Raw genomic sequence first — 23,282 nt, 5'->3', positions numbered from 1 at the left:
ATGCGTCAGATCGGCACGTGGTGCGGCCGCTTCCAGCGCACCCAGGTCGCGACGATCAGTCGGGTCAAAGTAAAGGCGGTGAAAACCGTGGTGAGGATGCCGATGCCGAGCGTCACCGCAAAGCCGCGCACCGGGCCGGTGCCGATATAGAACAGCACCGCGGCGGCGATGAAAGTGGTGATGTTGCTGTCGAGAATCGTCGACAGCGCACGCTTGAATCCGGCATCAATCGCCGAAATCGCATTGCGGCCGGAGCGCAGCTCCTCGCGGATTCGTTCGTAGATCAGCACGTTGCTGTCGACCGCGATACCGACGGTGAGCACGATGCCGGCGATGCCGGGCAGCGTCAGCGTCGCGTTGAGCAGCGACAGGATCCCGAAGATCATCGCGACGTTGACCGCGACCGCGATGTTGGCGAACACGCCGAACAGCCGGTAGGTCAGCAGCATGAACACGATCACCAGGATCGAGCCGACATAGGCGGCGCGCTCGCCCTTCTCGATCGAATCCTGGCCGAGGCCGGGACCGACAGTGCGTTCTTCGATGATGGTCAGCGGCGCCGGCAGTGCGCCGGCGCGCAGCAGGATCGCCAGATCGTTGGCGCCCTGCACCGTGAAGCTGCCGGAGATCTGGCCGGAGCCGCCGGTGATCGGTTCGCGGATCACCGGCGCCGAGATCACCTCGTTATCGAGCACGATGGCGAACGGCAGACCGACGTTCTCAGTGGTGGCACGGGCGAATTTGCGGGCGCCGTTGGTGTTGAAGCGGAACGAGACGATCGGCTCGCCGCTGCGCTGGTCGAAGCCAGGCTGCGCGTCGGTGAGGTCAGCACCGGACACCAGCACTTGCTTCTTGATGACGTAAGGCTGCTTCGGCGAAGACGCGCTCATCAGCAGCTCGGAGTCCGGCGGCACGTTGCCGGACATCGCCTGATCGCCCGAAACCGAGGAATCGACCATGCGGAAGTCGAGCTTGGCGGTCTTGCCGAGCAGCTCCTTCAGTCGGGTCGGATCCTGCAGTCCCGGCACCTGCACCAGAATGCGGTCGGCACCCTGACGTTGGATCAACGGTTCGACAGTGCCGAGCTCGTTGACGCGGCGCTCGACGATCTGGATCGACTGGTCGACCGACTGCCGGACGCGGTCGGCGATCGCCGCTTGCGGCACGGTCAGCCGGATCAGCCCGCCGCCGGCGTCGGAGACTTCCAGATTGCGCTGGCCGTTGGAGCCGAGCAGCCCCCCCAGCGGCTGCGACAGCTCGCGCAGCTTGGTGAGCGCGCTTGGCACGTCGCTCTCTTTGCTGATCCGGACCTCGACCGCGTCACCCTTGGCCGAAAGGCCGGTATAGGCGATCCGCGCTTCGCGCAGCACCCGGCGGGCGTCGTCGCGCACCGAATCGAGCTTGTCCTTCTTCACCGAATTGGCATCGACCTCGAGCAGAATGTGCGAGCCACCCTGCAGGTCGAGGCCCAGCACGAGATGACGCTGCGCCCATTTCGGCCAGGTCTTGACGGTGTGTTCGGGGAAGAAGTTGGGGACGGCGCAAAGGCACACCGCCAGCGCCGTCAGGATGATCGCCAGCGCCTTCCACCGTGAAATATAAAGCATCGAGTTGTCCCGTCAGAAACCGAAACAGGCGGCGCGCCGGAGCATCAGCTCGACGCGCTGTCGTCCTTGGTCGGTTCGGTCTTGTCGCCCTCGGTCTTGGCGGCGGCGTCCTTGTCCTTCTTGCCCTTGGCCTTGCCATTGGCTTCGGGAGCATCCTTGACCGGTTCGCCCTTGGCGCGGACGCCGGTGATCATCTGGCGCATCTGGCGCGCGCGGATGCCGTCGGCGACTTCGAATTCGACGGTATCGTCATCGATCACCTTGGTGACCTTGCCGACCAGGCCGCCGGAGGTGATGATGGTGTCGCCGCGGCGAATGTTCTTCACCATCTCGGCGTGCTCTTTCACCTTCTTCTGCTGCGGCCGCAGGATCAGGAAATACATGATGACGAAGATCAGCGCGAACGGCAGCAGCGACATGATCATGCTGTTGGCGTCGCCGCCGGCGGCAGCGGCCTGGGCGTAAGCGGGCGTAACGAACATTCGGATTCCCCGTAAAAACAAGCGAGCCGGCGCGACGCGGAACGCATCGGCCGGGGGGCGCAAATTCGCGCGGACTATAGCGGCCGCGGTCCCAATTGCAACGCTGCCAACCCTCTCATTTTCCCGTGTTTCCGCCGCTTGCGAGGCTTCGCCGGGACGGCTAAGCCTGCGGCGTCAGGAAGGCCGAGAATGACCAAAAAAGCCCGCAGCCAAGCGTCCCGCACATCCCGCCCCCCTTCCCCCAACAAGCCCGCCCGCAAGGCATCCGCCGGCCGCGCGGCAAAACGCCCCGGCCCGGCACCGGCCGCAGCCTCCGATTCGGCGCTGCTCGGGCGGATCGCCGTGGCGCTGGAGACGATCGCCGGCCGGATGGCCGCTCCTGTGCCAGAGCCCGCCGCCGACATCCTCGACCGCGCCGAGGCGTTCGTCTGGCAGCCCGAAGGCCGGCTGGCGCCGGTCTCCAAGGTCAGCCGGGTCGAAATGGAGCTGCTGCAAGGCGTCGACCGGATGCGCGACACCCTGATGCAGAACACCGAACGCTTCGCCACCGGCCTGCCCGCCAACAACGCCCTGCTGTGGGGCGCGCGCGGCATGGGCAAGTCGTCGCTGGTCAAGGCCGCGCATGCCGCCGTCAACGCCCGGCCCGATGTCGGCGGCCGGCTGAAGCTGATCGAGATCCACCGCGAGGACATCGAGAGCCTGCCGGCGCTGATGACGCTGCTGCGCGCCTCGGACTACCGCTTCATCGTGTTCTGCGACGACCTGTCGTTCGACGGCAACGACGCCTCCTACAAATCGCTCAAGGCGGTACTCGAAGGCGGTATCGAAGGCCGGCCGGACAACGTGATTCTCTACGCCACCTCGAACCGGCGGCATCTACTGGCACGCGAGATGGTCGAGAACGAGCGCTCGACCGCGATCAATCCCGGCGAGGCCGTCGAAGAAAAGGTATCGCTGTCGGACCGGTTCGGGCTGTGGCTCGGGTTCCACAAATGCAGCCAGGACGAATTCCTGGCGATGGTCCGCGGCTACTGCGCGCACTACGGAATCGCGATCGAAGACGAGCAGCTCGAACGCGAAGCGCTGGAATGGTCGACGACGCGCGGCTCGCGCTCTGGCCGTGTCGCCTGGCAGTTCGTCCAGGACCTGGCAGGCCGGCTCGCCGTGCGCCTCGGCACCCGATGATACGCGCGGTCAATTCTGTTTCGTAAAGATAGCGGGCGGCAACTGGTTTGCCGCATCGATTCGAGATACGGCAAGATGAACGACCGCCGGGATCGGGGTCGCAAGTCATCGGGGGCCGAAGCCGTGCGCAGATACGTCATCTCCTTGTCCACCGTTGTCGCCGTCGCGTGCGGCCCGGCACAGGCGTCGGACTCCGTCCGGGCGCCGGCCATTCCGGTCTGGAACTGGAGCGGCTTCTATGTCGGGGCGCATCTCGGCGCCGGCTTCGGAACCGCCAAGGTGGACAACCCGTTTGGCCCCTCGATCTATGGCGATACCATCCGCATGCCGAAAGCGTTCGCGGGTGTGCAGGGCGGCTACAACTGGCAGGCGCCGGGCTCGGCCTGGGTGCTCGGCGTCGAGGCCGATGCCTCGGCGGTCGATTCCGACGGCACTAATACGTGCCTCGCGTATTCGGGGCAGTTCGTCTCGGCGAACTGCCGCGTCCGCGAGCACGCGATGGGCAACCTGACCGCGCGGCTCGGCCACGCCTTCGGCGCGCAGGGCCGCTCGCTGATGTACGTCAAGGGCGGCGGCGCGTTCCTGATCGGCAATCTGACGATGACCACCAATGCGTCCGACTATCTGACTCAGCCAGGCGCCGAACTGAACGCGACGCGCTGGGGCTGGACCGTCGGAGCCGGCATCGAACACGCGCTGACGCCGCGCTGGTCGGTGCGAGCCGAATACGACTACGCGAATTTCGGCGGCCGCGGAATGGACACGCCCGGCGGCGGATTCCTGCAGACCCCATTCGACCCGACAACTCTGGTCAACACGCTTGGCGCGCCGACCCAGGTGCGTCAGGACATGCACCTGATCAAGCTCGGGCTGAACTATCAGTTCAGCCGCGGTGACGGCGCGTTCGATCAGGCCTCGCTGCTACCAATGAAAGCGCCGGCGACCAATCCGTGGTCGGCGTGGCAGTTCGATGTCGGCGCGCGCTACTGGTACAGTCACGGCCGCTATCAGAATGATCTGACGCTCAGCACGGTCAACGCCCTCCAGGAGCATCTGGTCTCGCGCCTCACTTACGAGAGCGAAGGACACTCCGGCGAGGTGTTCTGGCGGATCGACAGCCCGCAGAAGCTGTTTGTGAAGGGTTTTGCCGGCGGCGGTGCGCTGGTGGCGGGCAAGATGAACGACGAGGATTGGTTCCCCACCGATCCGACCAGCGCCACCGCGTATTCGAACACGGACCACGGCAAGGTCACCGGCACGATCGCCTATGCGACGCTGGACGCCGGCATCGATTTGTTCGGCGACGCATCCGGCAAGCTCGGCGTGTTCGCCGGCTACAATTTCTATCGCGACCGCAAGGACGCATTCAATTGCCGCCAGATCGCGCTGGCTGATCCGACGTCATTCTGCGGATCGGGGCAAGGCATCTCGATCAGCCAGTATGAAGACTGGCACTCGCTGCGGATCGGCGCGAACGGCACCCTGATGGTCGCACCGAACACCCGACTGCTGGTCGACGCCGCTTACCTGCCCTACACGCATATTTCGGCGCTCGACATTCACCACAACAGGACCGACGTCGCCGACAAGAACTCGCCGGCCTGGGGCACCGGCCGCGGCGTTCAGTTGGAGGCGATCCTGAGCTACGACGTTACGCCGACGTTCAACATCGGTGTCGGCGGCCGCTATTGGGCGATGTGGGCGACCGATGTCGAGACCGCAGGCTTCGGCAGCCCGGTGCCGACCCAGTTGCTGCCGATCCGCGTCGAGCGCTACGGCAGCTTCGTGCAGGCGTCGTACAAGTTCGGCGTGCACTGAGGGGACTGGGGTTTTTAGTTGCTGATTGGATCAGCACTGCACTTCGGAACGTCCGCGCCAATCGATGAAACGTTCTAGAGCAGTTCTGCTTTTTATAGAATCAGAGCTGATCTGCACCGCGTGCCACACGCACAACCTCATGGTGAGGAGGCGCGTAGCGCCGTCTCGAACCATGTGACGCAGGGAATGCGTTGCCCCATCCTTCGAGACGCCCGGCTTCGCCGGGCTCCTCTGGATGAGGACTCAGTGCCTTCGGCAAGGTCGGATCGTTTCAATCAAACGATGAACCGCTCTAGGCTCGATCACATCGGTGTGCACACCGTCGTCGTACTAGAAATGCCCGGCCTTTCGGGCCGGGCATTTCGTCTTCCCCAGTATCGCTCAACCGCGTTGCTCAGGCGCCGTTGAGGAACTTCAGCGGATCGACCGGGGTCGATCCCTTGCGGATCTCGAAGTGCAGCTGCGGCGACGATACCTCGCCGCTCTGGCCGGACTTGGCGATGACCTGCCCGCGCTTGATGGTCTCGCCGCGCTTCACCATCAGTTCGCTGGCGTGGGCGTAGGCCGAGACGTAGCCGTTGGAGTGGCGGATCAGCACCAGATTGCCGTAGCCCTTCAGCTCGTTGCCGGCATAGGCGACGACGCCGTCTTCGGCGGCCTTCACCGGGGTGCCTTCCGGCACCGCCAGGTTGATGCCGTCGTTCGACTTGCCGTTGGTCTTGGCGCCGTAGGCGGTGATCACGCGGCCGCGGGCCGGCCAGCGGAAGCTCGGCAGCGCACCGGTCGCCTCGGCGGCTTTCACCGGCGCAGCTTCGGCCGGCGCGGCGGCCTGCGGAGTTTCGGTCGGCGCCACCATCCGGGCTTTCTGCGGAGGCTCGGCCGGAGTGGTCGGCGCGACGTTGGCCATCCGCACCGGCGCCGCAGCAGCGGGAGCCGGCGCCTGCATCTGGGGCTGCGCCGGAGCAGCGGCGGCCACCTGGGCGCCCGGCACGTTGATCTTCATACCCGGCTTCAGCTTGGTCGTGGTGGTGAGATTGTTGTAGCGCGCCAGCTCGCCGAGCGAGATGTTGTTGCGGCGCGCGATGTTCATCAGCGTGTCGCCGTTGTTGACGTAGTGCACCCGCGCGGGCCCCGGCGCCGCGGTGGCGACGGGACGCGGTGCCGGCGGAGCCGATGCCGGCGCGGCGATCGGCGCGGCCTGGGCGACGGCGGCATTGCGGCTCGGGATCACGAGTTGCTGGCCGGGCTGCAGCCGGCGCGGCCCCTTGTAGCCGTTGGCACGGAGGATCTCGGCGGTCGACACGCGATAGCGCTGCGCCAGGATCTCCAGGGTGTCACTGGTGCCGACGATGATCGTGGTTCCGGCGCTGGGAGCCGGCGCCGCGGCGGCCGGCATCGGCCGCGCAGCAGCCACTGAGCGCGGCGCCTGGACGCTGCCGGTCGGCTCGATCGGCGCCCGCGGCGGCGGCGGTTCGTAGGACGCCACCCCGCGTCCGCCGCCGGAAAAGCCCGCACCGCCGTTCGCGACCGGATAGGACGACGGCGTCGAGATCGGCGGCAGCGCCTGCGACTGATATTGTGGCTGCGGTTGATATTGCGGCTGGTATTGCGGCCGCGCGTATTGAGGCAATTCCTGGCGCTGCGGCCGCGGCGCCACCGACCCGGTGGTCTCGACCGGACCGAACGGAGCCTGCTGGAAGCGTGTCTGCATGTCGGCGCTGCACGCACTGAAACCGACGGACATCAACGCCAGCACCGCCACTTGCGGGGCGCGGCGCGAGCAAAGCAACGCGGCAACGCGGGACATGGTTACTCACTCTTACGCAATACGATTGGTAATTTGAGTAAACACCGCGGCAGTAAACAACCGTTTAACCCTGCGAAGAAACGGCTTGTTGACGCTGCGAAATTGAAAAACCCAGTGCGGTCAAAGCTCGCGCGCGGTACCGCGCAGCGCCGGTACGAACCGGACGTCGCCCAGCACCTTGCGCTCGTCGCCCTGTGCCGTGCGCCTCAGCCGCACCAGGGTCTGGCGTCCATGGGCCGGCCCGACTGGCGCGATCAGCACGCCGCCGGGATCGAGCTGATCGAGCAGCCGCTGCGGCAGCTCCGGCACCGCCGCGGTGACCAGGATGCGGTCGAACGTGCCGGAGGTCTCGGGCAGATCGAAGCCGTCGCCGAACATCACCTCGACGTTGCGGCAGCCGAGGTCGGCGAGCCGCCTGCGGGCGCGGTCGGCCAGCGTCTTGAAGCGCTCGACGCTGAGCACATCGGCGGCCAGCCGCGACAGGATCGCGGTGTGATAGCCCGACCCCGTGCCGATCTCGAGCACGCGATCGCGCGGGCGCAGTTCGAGCTGCTCGGTCATGTAGGCGACCACGAACGGCTGGCTGATGGTCTGGCCGCAGGCGATCGGCAGTGCGGTGTCGCGCCAGGCACCGTCGCGATACTCGGGCTCGACGAACTGGTCGCGCGGCACCGCCTCCAGGGTTCGCAGCACGGCCTGATCGCTGATGCCGCGCCGCCGCAGGCTGAGCTGGAACAGCATCTTTTCGGGCGGCGGCGCCGCGGGGCTCGGCATCTCGGGTCTCGCGATCGATCGGTGCGCCGTGCCCGGGCGGGTTCCGGATGACGCGATTCTCGGCAGAGTGTTGGCGTGGTCGTCGAAGTCTGGCAAGTGCGGAGCGCAACGCAATGCCGGCCGCTGTGCTTGCATTTGCCAACCCGCCGCTTATTTGCGACGGTGTCCGGCGAAGCGCCGCGATGTTGATCGGCGCCCGCAACAGCACATTCTCGAGGACATCACCCGATGACGACACCGAGTCCGACCGGCGGCTCCGTTTTTCTGGTCGAGGACGAAGCGATGATCCGCATGATGGTGGTCGACATGCTGGAGGAGCTGGGATTCTCCGTCGCCGCCGAGACCGGCGAAATCAACGAAGCGCTGCAGCTCGCCGAAGCCACTGAATTCGACATCGCGATCCTCGACGTCAACGTCAACGGCAAGGTGATCTCGCCGGTCGCCGACCTGCTCAAGGCGCGCAACCGCCCCTTCATCTTCGCCACCGGCTACGGCACCCAGGGTGTCCCGGAAGATTATCGCGACCGCCCGGCGCTGCAGAAGCCGTTCCAGATCGAATCGCTGAAGCAGGCGCTCGACGCCACGCTGCGCGGCGCCGCGTAGTTCCGTCGGACCATTTCCGGACGCGCTCGTTTCGAGCTTATCCCAGCGTCCTGGTCAACTCTTCCGAAAACGCCTCGTCGGTGCGGTCGAGGCGGAGCGGCGTCACCGACACGAAGTTGGCGGCGAGCGCGGCCAGATCGGTGCCTTCGGCCGGCATGTCGGCGACCGTGATCTTCTCGAAGCCGATCCAGTAATACGGATTGCCGCGGCCGTCGTGGCGCTCGTCGATCCGCAGAAAGCCAGGATTGCGCTTGCCCTGCCGCGTCACCACCACACCCTTGACCTTGTCGGGCGTGCAGGCCGGGAAGTTGATGTTGACCACTGTGTTCTTCGGCACGCCGGCCTTCACCACCTTGCGGATGATGTCGGGCGCGTGCGTCCGCGCTGTCTCCCACAGCGGCGCGTTGCGGGTCTCCAGCGTGAATTCCTGCGACAACGCGAACGACGGCAAACCCAGAATGGTGCCTTCCAGCGCACCGGCGATGGTGCCGGAATAGACCACGTCCTCGGCGACGTTGCGGCCGCGGTTGACGCCGGACAGCACCAGATCCGGCGCCTTGTCCTTGAGGATGAAGCGCGAGCCCATGATCACGCAGTCGGTCGGCGTGCCGCGCACCGCGAAGTGCCGCGGGCCGACTTCGCGCAGGCGCAACGGATCGTTCAGCGACAGCGAATGCGACACCCCGGACTGGTCGAGCTCGGGCGCCACCACCCAGACGTCGTCGGAGATCGCACGCGCGATCTGTTCGACCGTCTTGAGGCCGGGCGCATGAATGCCGTCGTCGTTGGTGCACAGAATCCGCATGGTTGCCGAAGCGCCTTTCGTCGTCGGGAGGGCTCAGGCCGCCGTCTTATCCGCCTCCGCCGCCAGAGGCAAATAGCCGGCCCCGCCGGTCAGATGCACAGGCCGAGCATCCGCACGGTGCAATCCCGTGCGGCGGAAGGTTTCGGCAGCAGCTTGCCCCATGTGGCCGGCGGCTGCGCCGCGGCTTTGGACTTGGCGGCCAGTTTCGCGGACGGCTTGGCCGGCTGCTTGGCTTTGGGTTTCGGCTTCGGCTTGTCCTCGCCGCCGGCGATCACCATCGCCCAGTAGGTCCGGCCGCTGGCACTCGATCTGACGCTGGCGACGCCGATCTTCGAGGCGCCCTTCAGCAGCAGATTGGCGCGGTGGCCCGGCGAGTTGATCCACTGCTTCAGCGTGTTGGGGAAATCCGGATAGCCGTAGGCGATGTTCTCGGCGGCGCGCGACGCCTTGGCCGGCGCAACCCGCGCGGTGAACGAGCCGCCCGCCTCGTGGCTGAGGATGTCCTTCGACGCCATCGCAGCCGCCTGCCGCTGCGCGATCGCATTCAGCGCCGCGTCCATCACCACCTTGCCTTGGCCGTTCTTGGCACGAAACTGCGAGATCAGGTCGGCGGGACCGGCGGCGTGGGCTGGCGTACTCATCGCTGCGAGGATCACCGTCATTGCGAGGAGCGCAGCGACGAAGCAATCCAGCGTCGAGCGCGGCGCCTCTGGATTGCTTCGCCTTCGGCTCGCAATGACGGAGAGAGTCATCAGCCTTACGCCTTCGCGATCACCTTCAGCCCGCCCATGTAGGGCTGCAGCACCTCGGGGACAGCGATCGAGCCGTCTTCCTGCTGATAATTTTCGATCACCGCGATCAGCGCACGGCCGACGGCAGTGCCGGAACCGTTCAGCGTGTGGACGAAACGCGGCTTGCCGTCCGGACCGCGCGAGCGCGCATCCATGCGGCGGGCCTGGAAGTCGCCGCACACCGAGCACGACGAGATTTCGCGGTACGCACCGCCCTCGCCCTGCCCCGGCATCCAGACTTCGATGTCGTAGGTCTTCTGCGACGCAAAGCCCATGTCGCCGGTGCACAGCGTCATCACGCGGTAATGCAGCCCGAGCCGGCGCAGCACTTCCTCGGCGCAAGCCAGCATCCGCTCGTGCTCGTCCTTCGACTGCTCCGGGGTGGTGATCGATACCAGCTCGACCTTGGTGAACTGATGCTGCCGGATCATCCCGCGGGTATCACGCCCCGCCGCGCCCGCCTCGGCGCGGAAGCACGGCGTCAACGCCGTCAGCCGCATCGGCAGCTCTTTCTCGTCGAGGATGGACTCGCGGACGAGGTTGGTGAGCGAGACTTCGGCGGTGGGGATGAGCCATCGACGGTTATCTCCTGCCAATCTCTTCAGCTCTTCAATCATCTTGGGCCGAACTCGTGCCCTCGCCTCTGATTTCGCGTCGGCGACAAATGCACTAACAACGGCCTCTATGGTGGGGTAGTCGTTCTTGCGAGAGAAATCTGTAATTCCAGCGGCATTTTCTTTCACAAAACGCTCGATCTCTCCCCGCACATACCGCTGCGCAAAATCATCGACATACGTAGCTATCTGATCAGGAGAATACATTTCGATCTGAAATTGATCATCCTCAAACTTCGGCAACTGCGCCGTGCCGAACATCGCCTCATCGCGCACCAGCAGCGGCGGATTGACTTCGGTGTAGCCATGGTCGCCGGTGTGGACGTCGAGGAAGAACTGCCCGATCGCGCGCTCCAGGCGCGCGAGGCCCTTCTTCAGCACGGTGAAGCGTGCGCCGCTCATTTTGGCGGCGGCTTCGAAATCCATCATGCCAAGCGCTTCGCCGAGGTCGTAATGCGGCTTCGGCGCGAACGTGTAGCTCGGCTTCTCACCGAAGCGATGATGTTCGACGTTGCCGTGCTCGTCGGCGCCTTCCGGCACCTCGGGCTGCGGCAGGTTCGGGATTTCCGACAGCGCTTTCTTCAGCGCCTCGTCGGCGGCCTTCACGGCGGCGTCGAGCGCCGGCATCGTGGTCTTCAGTTCCGCGACTTCGGCCATCAGCGCCTCGGCGCGGGCGTTGTCCTTGGCCTTCTTGGCGTCGCCGATCTCCTTCGACGCCGCATTGCGCCGCGCCTGCGCCTGCTCGGCGGCCTGCACCGCGGCGCGGCGGGCTTCGTCGAGCTTGATCAGGCTGCCTGCGATCGGCGCCAGACCGCGCCTCGTGAACGCTGCGTCGAAGGCCTGCGGATTGTCGCGGATCGCTTTGATGTCGTGCATGGAATCGCCTCGTCAGGCCGGGCCCGTCCCGGCCGTCCGCGTGTTGCGGAGCACCGTCTGTAAAAGACGGCAATGCCCGGCACAAGGCCGGGCAGGACAACCGAGACCGGTCAGAACTGCCAGCTCAGCAGGCCGCGGACCTGGTCGCGCCGGACACGCTCGCCGCGCTGGGCGGCGTACGCCAGTCCGGCCCGCGCCTGCGGCCCGAGTTGTAGATCGAAGCCGCATTCGACCAGCGCGGTGTCGCGGTCGAGCGGCACGCCGGCGACCGCGAACGGCTCGCCGGTGCTGCGGAACGCCAGATCCGACATCGGTGCCGTCGTTCCGAACGCATGCTGCCACGACGCCGCCAACCGCGGCATCGCCATCAGACCGGGCGACAGCGTGAAGCTGGTGGTCAGCCGGCCGCCCAGCGTCGAATAGCCGATCTCGTCGTTGTGGCCCGTCCCGGCCAAGGCGGTGATGCCGCCGCCTTCGGTGAACGCATCGCGATGCAGATGCACCAGCGCCAGCCCGCCGAACGGCTCGGCGACGGCCTGCCCGACCGCCACGCGGTAGCCGATTTCACCGAACGCCTGCGCGGTGGTCGCATCGTAGCGGGCGCCGGCGATGTCGGTGACGCCGGGGAAGCTCACCGAGCGGCTGGTCGAAAGCGTGCTGAAGCTGGCCGAGGCCGCCGCGCGCAGCCGCCACGGGCCGGCCTCGCCGGACGCGTAGCCGGCGAGATGCGCGGTATCGATGCCGGCAGAGCTGGCGCGGTCGCGCACCGTCACGGTGGAGTTGGTGGTGCCGCCGGCGAGGCCGACCTGCCAGCCGGAGCCAAACCGGTAATCGACACCGCTGACGAAGCCGGCGACCGAGCTCGTCGCCTCCGCGGCGTTGCCGTCGCTGCCGCTGCGGCCCCAGCTGCCGATGCCCTGCGCCCAGACGCTGGGGCCGGTGGCGAGCGCCGTGTCGGTGACCCCGCGCTGTCGCATCCGCCCGAGCACCGCCTCGCGCAGCATCAGGCTGTCGTCGAGCAGCGCCGACTGGGCGCTGGCATGAACCTCGCCGGATAGCGCATCGAACGCGCGCGGCGCCCCGGCAGCCGACTGCGTGGCGATCAGCAGGCCGAGCCCGCTCGCCGCTGGACCTGCATCGAGCGCGTTGGCGACCGCAGCCTGATTAGAGCTGGTCGTCAGGCTGGCGAACCGAACGGCGTTGCGGTTCAGCGTCAGCGTCACCGTATTCGCCGTGGTGTTCAGCGACGCGGCGAGGAACGGCAGATCGTCGGTTACCGCGCTGGCGAAGCTTCCGGTGATGCCGCCGGCCGCGGTGAGGATCGGATAGGCTTGGCCGAGGATCGGGCTGTGGCCGATCAGGCCGGCGATGACGGCGCCGCCCGACAAGTTCGCGGTGCCGCCGACCTGGACCAGGTCGGCTGTGCTCCCCTCCACTTGCGCGAAGTAAGCGGCGCCAGCCGCCACGTTGAGACTGCCGACGACCTGGATGGTGCCGACCGAATGGCCCGGCGACACCACCGAGCCGCCGCGGAGATCCAGCGAGCCGAACGTCCCGGTGCCGCCGAGCCAGCCGGCGTTGGTGAATGCGCCGCTGCCGCTGAAGCTGCCATCGACCACGCCGGCGTTGTAGACGGTGCCGTCGTTACTCAGCGCGCCGGTGAATGTGCCGCTGCGGCCGACTACGAAGCTCGCCCCGGACGCGACCCACAGCGGCCCGAGCAGACTGCCGCTGAGGCCGAGCGTGCTGCCACTCTGAAGTCGGGTGCCGCCGGTGTAGGTGTTGGCGCCGGCCAGCACCAGCGTGCCGGTGCCCGCCAGCGTCAGTCCGCCCGGCCCGGAGATATCGTTGCTCCAGATGTCGAACGCGTTGAGGCCGCCTTGCGACGCGTCCATCGTCACGGTGACGTTGCTGCGGAACGCGCCGTAGCCGCCGCCCGCCGCATAGAGATTGATCCGCGCCCAGCCGCTGCCGTTGTCGAGCGGCCCGCCCGACGGCATCTCCGTGGTGGCGAGGATCTCGTCGAGCTGCGCGGTCGTCAGATACGGATAGCGCGTCGCGATCAGATAATGCGCCTCCGCCGGTACCACGGGCGCGAGATCGGTCGGACCGACCGACGGCAGATCGTAGGTCAGGAAATGCCGATAGGCCTCCGCCTGCTGCTGATAGCTCGCGGCGGTCGGGATTACCCCGCTGCTCAGACAGGCGATCAGATTGGCGCACGCCGACGCATAGGGCGAACTGGCGCCGCCGCCGAGATAGCTCTGCATCTCGGTGCTGAGCGACGGCAGAAGCGTGGTGTTGAAATCAGCCGACGCATACAGCGGATTGCCGGCCAGCATGTTGGCGGCGACGTAAGTCGCCATGATGCGGCCGCCGATCACGTCGAGCGGATAATGCGCCGCATAGACGTTGAGGTCGTAGGAGAACTGCGCCGCCGCCATGACGAATTGCTGATAATAACCCGGCGCCAGGATCGCGAACGGCACCGCGTTGGACGTCGCCAGCATGGTGTGGGCGCTGGGGAAGTCGCCGACGTTGGAGTCGCCGAGTGCCCAATTGATCTTATACGCGCCCGGCGTCTGCTGGTTCTGCCACGCCAGATACGACGAATTCTGCGGTGTGAACGGGTTGTTCAAGATCGCCGCGGAGACCTGATACGGCGGCGGGTTGCCGTAGCTGTCGGTCTGGCCGGGCAGATAGCCGTACGCATTGCCGTAGACGTCGGTGGTGCCGAAATACGGCTTCATCGCGACGATCTGGTTGCTGCCGATGATCGCGGCTTCCATCCGCAGGATCGAGGCCGGCAGCGTTGGTGCGGTCGGGATGCCTTCGGCGTTGTAGCCATAGGCCGGATTGCCAGGAAACGCACGCAGCAGCACGTTGGCCGGTACCGCCGGCAGGATCAGCACCGTGCCGGCGGCGATCTTCTCGGCCTGGGTCGAGTTCAGATAGATCTCGACCTGCTTATTGAGATTGGCTTCGAGCACCGCCCGCCCCTGCGCGGTTGCCGGCAGGCTGTTGAAAGGGGCCAGCAGCGCTTCCTGATCGGCGGCCTGCAGGGCACAGATTCCTGTGCAACTCGGCTGCTGCTGGGCGAGCGCCGTGGGCGGCGCTGCGATCGACCCGATCAATGGCAGCGCTGAGAGGATCGTAGCTCGGAATTCGCGCATGGGATAACCGATCGTCGGGCCAACGGGCCGACCGACGAAAGGCCTCGCTGCACGCGCGAGCATGCGGTCGATTCGGAAAGCCGCGCAATGCTGACTCGGTTACCAGCGCCGCAAGGTAAAAGCCGCGCAAGATCGCGGCCCCGCGAGGCCGGCTGGGCCTACGCGGCCGGCGTCGACGAGTCCGTGGGCGTTGCAGCGCTCTCGGCGGCTCGCTTCTTTTCGACGATCGACACCGCGATGATCGAGCCCTCGTACAGCAGCAGCAGCGGCAGCGCGAGCGAGGCCTGGCTGATCACGTCGGGCGGCGTCAGCACCGCGGCGATGACGAAGGCGCCGACGATGAAGTAGCGGCGCTTCTCCTTGAGCTGCTTGGCGGTGAGCACGCCGATCCGGCCCAGCAGCGTGAGGATCACCGGCAGTTGGAACGCCAGGCCGAACGCGAAGATCAGCGACATCATCAGCGACAGGTACTCACCGACCTTGGGCAGTAACTGAATCTGCGCGGTCTCGTCGCCGCCGACCTGCTGCATGCCGAGCGAGAACCGCACCAGCATCGGCAGCACCAGGAAGTACACCACCAGCGAGCCGAGTACGAAGAAGCCCGGCGTGGCGATCAGATACGGCACGAAGGCGTTCTTCTCGTGCTTGTACAGGCCGGGCGCGACGAATTTGTAGATCTGGGTGGCGATGATCGGGAACGAGATGAAGCCGGCGCCGAACATCGCCAGTTTGAGCTGGGTGAGGAAGTATTCGAGCAGCGCGGTGTAGATGAACTTCGAGTTCTCCGGCCCCGCCACCCAGACGAACGGCCACACCAGCACGTTGTAGATCTGCTTGGCGAAGAAAAAGCAGAAGATGAACGCGATGCCGAAGCCGAGCAGCGCCTTGATCAGCCGCGAGCGCAGCTCGATCAGGTGGTCCATCAGCGGCGCCTTCGAGGCCTCGATGTCTTCGGCACTCATGACGCTTTTGCGTCCTTGGGCAGTTCAGAGCTGGTGAGCTCGGGATGCGCGAGGTCCGGCGGCGCCGCATCCGGCGTGGCGAGCGCATGGCTCTCGGCCGCGACCGGCAGATTCGCCGGCTCGGACGACTGCACCTCGCGAACGATCGCCAGCGGCTCGGACACCGCGGCATCGTGCTGGGTCGCCTCGACGAAGGTCTCGGGGGTCGGCTGCGCCGGGGTGGTCGGCTCGACCGGCGGGGTGTCGATATGGGTCGCCTTGTCGAGCGCCATGGCGTCGGTGACCTCGCTCGACAGCTTGGTGAGCATGTTGTTGGTCGACAGCCCGCTGGTGGCTTCCCTGACCTCGTCGAACGATTTCTTCAGGTCGGCCATTTCGGCCTCGCGCATCGCTTCCTGGAACTGGCCCTGGAATTCGCTGGCGAGCCTTCGGGCCTTGCCCATCCACTGCCCCACCGTGCGCAGCACGCCCGGCAGTTCCTTGGGGCCGATCGCGATCAGCGCGACCACCCCGACCACCATCAGTTCACTCCACCCGATGTCGAACATGAAACGGCCGACTATGCCTTAATCCGCCCGCGAGCTGACGATCCGCGTGCGGGCTCGCTCGCCGCCCGCGCGTTGCGCCGTGCTTCCGGGACGGCCGGCGGCGCGAGCCGCCGGATTACCACCGAGCGACGCGGCACCGCCGCTTCCCAAAAGACAGCGCGCTTGCCGCGCTGCGCTTAGACCGCCTTGCTGCCGACGTCGGTGCGGTTGGTCGCACCGGGCGTGGAGGTGTGGTCGATCGACTTCACCGGCTCGGACTTTTCGGCTGTCTTGTCATCGTCCTGCAAGCCCTTCTTGAAGGACTTGATGCCCTGGGCGACGTCGCCCATCAGGTCGGAAATCTTGCCACGACCGAACAGCAGCAGGACGACCGCGATGACGACGATCCAGTGCCAGATACTGAGTGAACCCATCCTGCATTCTCCCGAAACTCGAGCGGCGCGCCAGCCCTATTCACCGCGAAGCTAGGTGAAAGAGCCGTCCGAAACAAGGATTTATGCCGACGCAACGGTGAGTTGATCGCCGCAGGCGCCGTTCCAAAGCACGGCGCCGGTCGCAATCACACCGGCTCGTCGCCGCGATCGTCCGGATCGACGCCGAGGTGGGCGGCGGCGTCCGCCTCGTCGGTATCGAGGTCCGAAGGATTGTCGGCAACCTCCTCGGCCGCCGCTTCGTCCTGATCGGCGATTTCGTCCACGGCTTCGGCCATCTCGTCCTCGGCGACCTCGTCCATGGCCACCTCGTCCACAGCTTCCGCCTCAGCGGTCACGTCAAAGTCCGCGGTTGCGCCGGACTCGTCGAGCGCGACTTCGTCGCCGGCTTCCACAACGCCGGTCTCCTCAATGCCAACGTCGGCCACGCCGAGCTGTTCGGTCTCGCCGGTCTCGATCTCGACGGTTTGATCGGTCTCGACGAATCCGGCCTCGGCAGGCGCAGCCGCATCGGCGGTGCCGGTGTCGGCAGCGGTCGCCGCTGCGGCATCTTCCGGATGCTCCGGGTCGGCCTGCGGTGCCAGCGCCAGGTCCAGATCGCCGGGTTCCAGCGGGTCTTCGTCTTCGCGCAACGCCGGATCGTCGGACGGCGTCGGCACGCTGAAGCCGGTCGGCAGCCGGGTGTCGAGCAGGCCGGTGCCCTTGAGCTCTTCGAGGCCTGGCAGGTCGGTCAGCGATTCCAGGCTGAACTGCGACAGGAACGCTTCGGTGGTGCCGAAGGTCAGCGGCCTTCCCGGCGTCTTGCGACGACCGCGCGGCTTGATCCAGCCGGTCTCCAGCAGCACGTCGAGCGTGCCCTTCGACGTCACCACGCCGCGGATCTCTTCGATCTCGGCGCGGGTGATCGGCTGGTGATAGGCGATGATCGCCAGCATCTCGATCGCCGCGCGCGACAGCTTGCGGGTCTCGGTCGACTCGCGGGTCATCAGCCAGGCGAGATCGCCGGCGGTGCGGAACGTCCATTTGTTGGCGATGCGGACCAGATTGACGCCGCGATGGGCGTAGTCCTCCTGCAACTGCTTCAACGCCACCTTGACGTCGACGCCTTCCGGCATCCGCTTGGCGAGCGCGGCCTGATCGAGCGGCTCGGGCGACGCGAACAGCAGGGCTTCGAGCAGGCGCAGCTCCTCGGGCCGCGACTGCGGCTGCTGTTCGGCGCTGTCATCGGCGAGATGTTCGACCGGCTGTTCGAACTCCACGAAGCGCTTCTCCGCCAGACTTGCCATGGCTCGGTCTCCTTCTTCCACTACCCGACCGGAGTATCCGGCAAGGTTGCCGCTTCCATCGCTGGAGACGGCGGACGCTTACGAAAATACAAGGGTGCCAGCGGCGCGGCCTGATGCAGCTCGACCTCGCCCTCGCGCACCAGTTCCAGCGCGGCGGCGAAGCTCGACGCCAGCACGGTGGCGCGCTGCGTCGGATCGGGCATGTAGCGCAGCAGATATTCGTCGAGCCGGCTCCAGTCCTCGGCGAGCCCGACCAGCCGCTCCAGCGACGCACGCGCCTCGCTCAGCGACCACACCGTGCGCTTGGCCAGATGCACGGTGGTCAGCACCCGCGACTGCCGCTGCGACGCGTAGGCGCTGAGCAGGTCGTACAGCGTCGCGGTGAACTTCGGATGCCTGATTTCGGCGATGTCTTCGGCCGCGCCGCGCGGGAAGATGTCGCGGTTGAGCTGGGCGCGCGTCATCAGCGAGTTCGCCGCCTCGCGGATCGCCTCCAGCCGGCGCAGCCGGTTGGCCAGCGCGTTCGCCATATCCTCGGCGCTCGGGCCTTCCTGGGCCGGCGGCTCCGGCAACAGCAGGCGCGACTTCAGGAAGGCGAGCCATGCCGCCATCACCAGGTAGTCGGCGGCGAGTTCGAGCCGGATCTTCCGCGCTTCTTCGATGAACAGCAGATACTGGTCGGCGAGCGCCAGGATCGAGATCTTGTGCAGGTCGACTTTCTGCTGTCGCGCCAGCGCCAGCAACAGGTCGAGCGGACCCTCGTAGCCCTCGACGTCGACGACGAGCGCCTCGTCCTGGTCGACCTGTTCGACCGGTCGGCCAGTCTCGAACTGCAGAATCTCAGCGGTCATACGCCCACCCTCGAGCGGCCGATCAAGGTTTCGAGTTCGGCCCGCGCCGCGGCGCGGTCGAACGGTTGCGCGGCATGGCGGGCCGCCAAGGCAGCCTCGGCGCGCGCCAGCGCCCTGCCCTGAAGCTGCGGTGTCTCAGCCGCCACCTGCCGCATCTCGTCGAGCTTGCCGTTGCAATGCAGGACGACGTCGCAGCCGGCCGCGACGATCGCCCGAGTGCGTTCGGCGATGCTCCCGGCCAGCGCGTTCATCGAAACGTCGTCGCTCATCAGCAATCCTTGGAACCCGATCGATTCGCGAATCACCCGGTCGATGATTGTCGCAGAAGTGGTCGCGGGTTGGGCGGGGTCCAGGGCGCTAAACACAACATGTGCAGTCATCGCCATCGGCAGATCGGCGAGCGGCCGGAACGCGGCGAAATCGGTGCGGTCGAGTTCCTCGGGCGAAGTGTCGACGGTCGGCAGCCGATGATGGCTGTCGGCGGTGGCGCGGCCGTGGCCGGGGATGTGCTTGAGCACCGGCAGCACGCCCCCTTGCGCCAAGCCGTCGCTGACCGCGCGAGCGATCGCCGCGACCTTGTCGGGCGTGGTGCCGTAGGCGCGATCGCCGATCACCGCATCGGCGCCCGCCACCGGCAGGTCGGCGAGCGGCAGGCAGTCGACGGTAATGCCGAGCCGGGCGAGATCGTCCGCGATCAGCCGCGCGCTGAGCCGAGCCGCGGTCAGCCCAGCCTCCGGGTCGATATCGTACAGCGCCGAGAACACCGCGCCGGGCGGGTAGACCGGCCAATGCGGCGGACCGAGCCGCTGCACCCGACCGCCTTCCTGGTCGATCAGGACGGGGGCATTCGGAGAATCGATCGTTCTGCGCAATTCATCAACTAACCCTTCGACTTGCGCGGGATTGTCGACATTGCGCTTGAACAGGATGAAGCCGAAGGGGCGCGATTCGCGGAGAAATCCGCGCTCGTCCTCGCTGAGACCGGGGCCGGCGATGCCGGTGATGAAAGCGCGCGGTGACATACAGGGCCGCTTAGCCCGCGCACGCCTCCAGGGTCAAGGAAACCGCCGTTAATTCCTCTGGACGACGCACTGTCCGCCGGCACTTTTTAGGCTGCTGCAGACTTGCTGCGCCTGTTCCGATGACGCGAACGGCCCGACCATCGCCCGGTAGTAGACACCTTTGCTGCCGAGATCGACACGCTTGACCATGTGGGACTGCGAGCCGAGCACCGACGGGAACTTGCCCTGCAGCATCCGGTACGAGGCCTTGGCGTCCGCTTCGCTGCGCTGCGACGAAACCTGCACGACGTAACCGCCTGACGTTGCCGCCGGTTCGGCGGGCAGCGAGGCGACCCGCTGCGGCCGCGGTGCCGGAGCTTCGCCGGCATTCGGCGACAACGACAAAGGCGCAGTGCCGGCGGATGCATTGGCGTCCTCGACGCTGCGGCCGGGGCTGCGCGCCGGGGCGGCCGCTGGCGGCGCGGTGCGGCTGGCCTGCCGGCCAGAAGGCGCCGCGGCAGCGCCGGCGGGCTGCCCGGACGGATCGACCTGATCCGGGCGGATGCTGTAGGTCCTGATCTTGCGCGGCTCGTCGCCGGCCAGCGTGCCGTTGTTCGGCGGCGGCGTCAGATTCGGCCTGACACCCGGTGCGACGCTGGCCACCGCCGGCGGATTCGGATTCTGATTGAGCTGCGGCAGCACCACGCGCGGGCCCGAACCGGGCATCCGCGACGGGTCGGCCGCCGGCTGCTCTTCGCGCGACACCAGTGCCTCGACGCCGCTCCCGGAGGCGAGCCGGTCCTGGATCGGCTTTCCGGCGCTGTCGTTCGACGGGCCGGGAATCTTGGTCGGGCCGGTGTCGGCCTTGATCACCGGAGGCTCGCCGCTGCGCGGGGCGCCGGCAAAGGTGCGATACGCCAGCGCACCGCCGGTGCCGACCACCGCCAGCGCGAGAATCGCCACCACCATGAACATGGTATTGCGGCGCGGCTTCAGCGCGCGGGGGTCGGAGGTCTCGTCGTAGCCGTCTTCGTAGCCATAAGGCGGCTCCTGATAACCGCCTATCGGGGCGGGATCGGCCGGAAGCTGGCCGTACAGCGCCTCGTCGTAGCGGCTCGGCTCCAGCGACGCCGGGCTCGCCGGCAGCGGGTCGAATGGCGGCTCATAGACCACACGGTCGGGCTGCATCAGATCGAGCTGGCGCTGCTCGATCGGGTTCAATCGCGGCTCAGGCTTGCGCGGTTCGATCGGGCCGGGATCGAACGAGTGCATCTCCAGCGGACGTGACTCGATCGACGGCTGCATCGACGGCGCATGATCGAAGCTGGCCGACTCGGTACGACGCGGCGGCGCGGCACTGAGGAATGACGGCGGCCGGCTGAAATCCGGCTCCGGCGCAGGCGCAAAGGCCGGCTCCTGCGCCCGCGGCGGCTCGGCCGGTCGCTGGGTCTGGCGGTGCTGCATCCACGACGGCATCGGAGGCGGCGACAATTCATCCGCGGCGGGCGGCGCAGCCGGACGACTGGCGCGAAAACCGGTCGAGCGGGTTTGCGGCGCAACCGGCGGAGCCGGCTCTGCACGGGCGGCGGACTGGCCGAAAGGGTCGGCCTGACCGATCAGACGGGCCAGCTCCGCGAGTGGATCGTTTTCCGGCTTCTGCGGATAGCGGGAGGCCGGACGGCTGTCCTCGTCATCCAGCGGAAAAGGTCGGTTCTGATATCGATCCGTCATCGTGATGTCGCGTCCCATTCGGGAAAGCTGCCCAAGGCGCCTTCGCAGACGTCACGGCCGCTTTCACAAGCCGCTCCAGATCCCCATCTGACGGCCGATCCCCTATCGCATCTCGTCCGGCGCAGTGACGCCGAGAATGGCGAGCCCCGAGGCCAAAACCGAGACGACGCCCTGGACCATCGCCAAGCGCGCCCTGGTAATCTCTGCATCATTATTGATAATGAAGCGTAAATGAGGCAAATCGCGGCCATGCGTCCAAAGCGCATGAAATTCGCTCGCGAGCTCATTGAGATAGAACGCAATTCGGTGCGGCTCGTGGGCCTGGGCAGCGGCCTCGACGATGCGCGGATAGAGCGCCAGTCGCTTCAATAGTTCGAGTTCGGCCGGATCGTTCAGCCGCTCCAGCGGCGCCTGCCGCAGCATCGCCGCCCGCCCCTTCGAATCCTCCGGCAGATCGGGAACCACCTCGCGCGCATTGCGGAAGATCGAGTGGCCGCGGGCGTGGCCGTACTGGACGTAGAACACCGGATTGTCTTTCGACTGCTCGATCACCTTGGCCAAGTCGAAATCGAGCACCGCGTCGTTCTTGCGGAACAGCATCATGAAGCGGACGGCGTCGGAACCGACCTCGTCGACCACCTCGCGAAGGGTGACGAAGTCGCCAGCGCGCTTCGACATCTTCACCGGCTCGCCATTGCGCAACAGCCGCACCAGCTGCACGATCTTGACGTCGAGCGCGCCCTTGCCGGCGGTCACCGCCTTGATTGCCGCCTGCATCCGCTTGATGTAGCCGCCGTGATCGGCGCCCCAGACGTCGACCATGTTGGCGAAGCCGGCGTCGAACTTCACCTTGTGATAGGCGATGTCGGAAGCGAAGTAGGTGTAGCTGCCGTCGGACTTCAGCAGCGGCCGGTCGACGTCGTCCCCATAGGCGGTCGCCCGGAACAGGGTCTGTTCGCGGTCCTCGTAGTCCTCGACCGGCGCGCCCTTCGGCGGCGGCAGACGCCCCTGATACACGTCGCCCTTGGAACGCAGGAATTCGATGGTCTCGGCCACCCGGTTGCGGCCGCCCTCGATCAGCGAGCGCTCCGAGAAGAACACCTCGTGGGTGATGTTCAGCGCGGCGAGATCGCCCTTGATCGCCTCCATCATCATCGCGACCGCCTTGGCCCGCACGACCGGCAGCCACTGCGCCTCGGGCATGTCCTTCAGCGCGGCGCCGTGCTCGGCCTTCAGCGCCTCGCCGACCGGCTTGAGATAATCGCCCGGATACAGTCCTTCGGGGATTGCACCGATGTCCTCACCGAGCGCTTCGCGGTAACGCAGGAAGGCAGAACGCGCCAGCACGTCGACCTGGGCGCCGGCGTCGTTGATGTAGTACTCGCGGGTGACGTCGTAACCGGCGACGTCGAGCAGATTGGCGAGCGCGTCGCCGAACACCGCACCGCGGCAGTGGCCGACATGCATCGGCCCGGTCGGATTGGCCGAGACGTATTCGACGTTGACCTTCTCGCCGCCGCCGATGCTGCTGCGGCCGTAGCCGGCGCCGGCATCGAGCACGGCGCGTAGCGCCTCCGCCCATACTGCCGGCTTCAGCGTGAGGTTGATGAAGCCGGGACCGGCGATCACGACCTGATCGATCAGGTCCTCGGCGCGCAGCTTCTCGGCGATCTTGTCGGCGAGATCGCGCGGCTTGGCCTTGGCGTCCTTGGCCAGCACCATCGCGGCGTTGGTCGCCATGTCGCCGTGCGAGGCGTCCTTCGGCGGCTCGACCACGACGCGCGAAAGGTCGATCCCGGCGGGCAGCGCGCCCTCTTCGATCAGCGCCGCGCACACCGCGTGCACGCGCGACAGGAGACGGGCGAAAAGATGCGTGGACATCGGGAGCTCGGCCATGGCTGCAAAGGGGAAATGGGCGCGGCCGTTTCGGGCCGGAC

General features: G+C 66.9%; 19 protein-coding genes. 3 read left to right on the top strand and 16 right to left on the bottom strand.

Annotated features, from left to right (window positions below; translation table 11 throughout):
• Nucleotides 1–5: 5 nt before the first annotated feature.
• The gene (gene secD / locus DWA33_RS00775) at nt 6–1,607 is read right to left on the bottom strand and encodes a protein translocase subunit SecD (RefSeq protein WP_114356213.1); all 1,602 of its coding nucleotides are present in this window, start codon (nt 1,605–1,607) and stop codon (nt 6–8) included.
• Nucleotides 1,608–1,651: 44 nt separating this feature from the next.
• Complete coding sequence (gene yajC / locus DWA33_RS00770) at nt 1,652–2,089, bottom strand: preprotein translocase subunit YajC (RefSeq protein ID WP_114356212.1); 438 nt, start codon at nt 2,087–2,089, stop codon at nt 1,652–1,654.
• 189 nt (nt 2,090–2,278) lie between these two features.
• Between yajC and DWA33_RS00765 the strand changes: the two genes are divergently transcribed.
• On the top strand, nt 2,279–3,274 hold the full coding sequence (locus tag DWA33_RS00765) for an ATP-binding protein (protein WP_114356211.1): 996 nt from the start codon (nt 2,279–2,281) through the stop codon (nt 3,272–3,274).
• 144 nt (nt 3,275–3,418) lie between these two features.
• On the top strand, nt 3,419–5,092 hold the full coding sequence (locus DWA33_RS00760; RefSeq protein ID WP_430707851.1) for an outer membrane protein: 1,674 nt from the start codon (nt 3,419–3,421) through the stop codon (nt 5,090–5,092).
• 394 nt (nt 5,093–5,486) lie between these two features.
• Here DWA33_RS00760 and DWA33_RS00750 read toward each other — a convergent pair whose 3' ends face one another.
• Together DWA33_RS00750 and DWA33_RS00745 are read right to left on the bottom strand one after the other, a co-directional pair.
• The gene (locus DWA33_RS00750; RefSeq protein ID WP_114356210.1) at nt 5,487–6,899 is read right to left on the bottom strand and encodes a peptidoglycan DD-metalloendopeptidase family protein; all 1,413 of its coding nucleotides are present in this window, start codon (nt 6,897–6,899) and stop codon (nt 5,487–5,489) included.
• A gap of 120 nt (nt 6,900–7,019) precedes the next feature.
• The gene (locus DWA33_RS00745; RefSeq protein WP_114356209.1) at nt 7,020–7,673 is read right to left on the bottom strand and encodes a protein-L-isoaspartate(D-aspartate) O-methyltransferase; all 654 of its coding nucleotides are present in this window, start codon (nt 7,671–7,673) and stop codon (nt 7,020–7,022) included.
• Nucleotides 7,674–7,901: 228 nt separating this feature from the next.
• On the opposite strand from DWA33_RS00745, the gene DWA33_RS00740 reads away from it, so the two are divergent.
• A complete protein-coding gene (locus DWA33_RS00740) occupies nt 7,902–8,276 on the top strand; it encodes a response regulator (RefSeq protein WP_011158390.1) in 375 nt (124 codons plus the stop codon).
• Between the two features lie 37 nt (nt 8,277–8,313).
• On the opposite strand, the gene surE is transcribed toward DWA33_RS00740, so the two are convergent.
• The 12 genes from surE to argS all read right to left on the bottom strand — a co-directional run bounded on the left by surE (nt 8,314) and on the right by argS (nt 23,241).
• Nucleotides 8,314–9,081, bottom strand: a complete 768-nt coding sequence (gene surE / locus DWA33_RS00735; protein WP_114356208.1) for a 5'/3'-nucleotidase SurE — start codon at nt 9,079–9,081, stop codon at nt 8,314–8,316.
• An 89-nt stretch (nt 9,082–9,170) separates the two neighbouring features.
• Nucleotides 9,171–9,833 (bottom strand): CAP domain-containing protein, encoded by a 663-nt coding sequence (locus DWA33_RS00730; RefSeq protein ID WP_114356207.1) that lies wholly within the window; start codon nt 9,831–9,833, stop codon nt 9,171–9,173.
• A 5-nt stretch (nt 9,834–9,838) separates the two neighbouring features.
• Nucleotides 9,839–11,362, bottom strand: a complete 1,524-nt coding sequence (gene serS, locus DWA33_RS00725) for a serine--tRNA ligase (protein WP_114356206.1) — start codon at nt 11,360–11,362, stop codon at nt 9,839–9,841.
• 110 nt (nt 11,363–11,472) lie between these two features.
• Nucleotides 11,473–14,535, bottom strand: coding sequence for an autotransporter domain-containing protein (locus DWA33_RS00720; protein WP_167443095.1), 3,063 nt, complete (start codon nt 14,533–14,535; stop codon nt 11,473–11,475).
• A gap of 158 nt (nt 14,536–14,693) precedes the next feature.
• On the bottom strand, nt 14,694–15,497 hold the full coding sequence (gene tatC / locus DWA33_RS00715; RefSeq protein ID WP_114356204.1) for a twin-arginine translocase subunit TatC: 804 nt from the start codon (nt 15,495–15,497) through the stop codon (nt 14,694–14,696).
• Nucleotides 15,494–16,045 carry a Sec-independent protein translocase protein TatB gene (gene tatB, locus DWA33_RS00710; protein ID WP_114356203.1) on the bottom strand — a complete coding sequence of 184 codons (552 nt, stop codon included), beginning with the start codon at nt 16,043–16,045 and terminating at the stop codon, nt 15,494–15,496. The genes tatC and tatB overlap by 4 nt, the downstream gene beginning before the upstream one ends.
• 176 nt (nt 16,046–16,221) lie before the next feature.
• Entirely contained in the window at nt 16,222–16,458 is a 237-nt protein-coding gene (locus DWA33_RS00705; RefSeq protein WP_114356202.1) for a twin-arginine translocase TatA/TatE family subunit, read from the bottom strand.
• 146 nt (nt 16,459–16,604) lie between these two features.
• Nucleotides 16,605–17,762 carry an SMC-Scp complex subunit ScpB gene (gene scpB, locus DWA33_RS00700; RefSeq protein WP_114356201.1) on the bottom strand — a complete coding sequence of 386 codons (1,158 nt, stop codon included), beginning with the start codon at nt 17,760–17,762 and terminating at the stop codon, nt 16,605–16,607.
• Nucleotides 17,763–17,782: 20 nt separating this feature from the next.
• Nucleotides 17,783–18,613: a segregation and condensation protein A gene (locus DWA33_RS00695; protein WP_114356200.1), complete on the bottom strand. Its 831-nt coding sequence runs from the start codon at nt 18,611–18,613 to the stop codon at nt 17,783–17,785.
• Nucleotides 18,610–19,635 (bottom strand): beta-N-acetylhexosaminidase, encoded by a 1,026-nt coding sequence (gene nagZ, locus DWA33_RS00690; RefSeq protein ID WP_114356199.1) that lies wholly within the window; start codon nt 19,633–19,635, stop codon nt 18,610–18,612. The genes DWA33_RS00695 and nagZ overlap by 4 nt, the downstream gene beginning before the upstream one ends.
• 48 nt (nt 19,636–19,683) lie before the next feature.
• Nucleotides 19,684–21,345 carry an SPOR domain-containing protein gene (locus DWA33_RS00685; protein WP_114356359.1) on the bottom strand — a complete coding sequence of 554 codons (1,662 nt, stop codon included), beginning with the start codon at nt 21,343–21,345 and terminating at the stop codon, nt 19,684–19,686.
• A gap of 102 nt (nt 21,346–21,447) precedes the next feature.
• On the bottom strand, nt 21,448–23,241 hold the full coding sequence (gene argS / locus DWA33_RS00680; RefSeq protein WP_114356198.1) for an arginine--tRNA ligase: 1,794 nt from the start codon (nt 23,239–23,241) through the stop codon (nt 21,448–21,450).
• Between the last annotated feature and the right edge of the window lie 41 nt (nt 23,242–23,282).

Source organism: Rhodopseudomonas pentothenatexigens (genome assembly GCF_900218015.1).
Classification (GTDB): Bacteria; Pseudomonadota; Alphaproteobacteria; order Rhizobiales; family Xanthobacteraceae; genus Rhodopseudomonas; species Rhodopseudomonas pentothenatexigens.
This window is presented reverse-complemented; position numbering and strand designations above follow the sequence as displayed.

Excerpts from the sequence above, each read along its gene's own strand:
- DWA33_RS00720 (WP_167443095.1), bottom strand. The coding sequence starts at position 14,535 with ATGCGCGAATTCCGAGCTACGATCCTCTCAGCGCTGCCATTGATCGGG.
- argS (WP_114356198.1), bottom strand. The coding sequence starts at position 23,241 with ATGGCCGAGCTCCCGATGTCCACGCATCTTTTCGCCCGTCTCCTGTCG.
- tatB (WP_114356203.1), bottom strand. The coding sequence starts at position 16,045 with ATGTTCGACATCGGGTGGAGTGAACTGATGGTGGTCGGGGTGGTCGCG.
- DWA33_RS00730 (WP_114356207.1), bottom strand. The coding sequence starts at position 9,833 with ATGACTCTCTCCGTCATTGCGAGCCGAAGGCGAAGCAATCCAGAGGCG.
- DWA33_RS00750 (WP_114356210.1), bottom strand. The coding sequence starts at position 6,899 with ATGTCCCGCGTTGCCGCGTTGCTTTGCTCGCGCCGCGCCCCGCAAGTG.
- DWA33_RS00745 (WP_114356209.1), bottom strand. The coding sequence starts at position 7,673 with ATGCCGAGCCCCGCGGCGCCGCCGCCCGAAAAGATGCTGTTCCAGCTC.
- yajC (WP_114356212.1), bottom strand. The coding sequence starts at position 2,089 with ATGTTCGTTACGCCCGCTTACGCCCAGGCCGCTGCCGCCGGCGGCGAC.
- DWA33_RS00765 (WP_114356211.1), top strand. The coding sequence starts at position 2,279 with ATGACCAAAAAAGCCCGCAGCCAAGCGTCCCGCACATCCCGCCCCCCT.
- scpB (WP_114356201.1), bottom strand. The coding sequence starts at position 17,762 with ATGGCAAGTCTGGCGGAGAAGCGCTTCGTGGAGTTCGAACAGCCGGTC.
- serS (WP_114356206.1), bottom strand. The coding sequence starts at position 11,362 with ATGCACGACATCAAAGCGATCCGCGACAATCCGCAGGCCTTCGACGCA.
- DWA33_RS00705 (WP_114356202.1), bottom strand. The coding sequence starts at position 16,458 with ATGGGTTCACTCAGTATCTGGCACTGGATCGTCGTCATCGCGGTCGTC.
- surE (WP_114356208.1), bottom strand. The coding sequence starts at position 9,081 with ATGCGGATTCTGTGCACCAACGACGACGGCATTCATGCGCCCGGCCTC.
- tatC (WP_114356204.1), bottom strand. The coding sequence starts at position 15,497 with ATGAGTGCCGAAGACATCGAGGCCTCGAAGGCGCCGCTGATGGACCAC.
- DWA33_RS00695 (WP_114356200.1), bottom strand. The coding sequence starts at position 18,613 with ATGACCGCTGAGATTCTGCAGTTCGAGACTGGCCGACCGGTCGAACAG.
- DWA33_RS00740 (WP_011158390.1), top strand. The coding sequence starts at position 7,902 with ATGACGACACCGAGTCCGACCGGCGGCTCCGTTTTTCTGGTCGAGGAC.
- secD (WP_114356213.1), bottom strand. The coding sequence starts at position 1,607 with ATGCTTTATATTTCACGGTGGAAGGCGCTGGCGATCATCCTGACGGCG.
- DWA33_RS00685 (WP_114356359.1), bottom strand. The coding sequence starts at position 21,345 with ATGACGGATCGATATCAGAACCGACCTTTTCCGCTGGATGACGAGGAC.
- nagZ (WP_114356199.1), bottom strand. The coding sequence starts at position 19,635 with ATGTCACCGCGCGCTTTCATCACCGGCATCGCCGGCCCCGGTCTCAGC.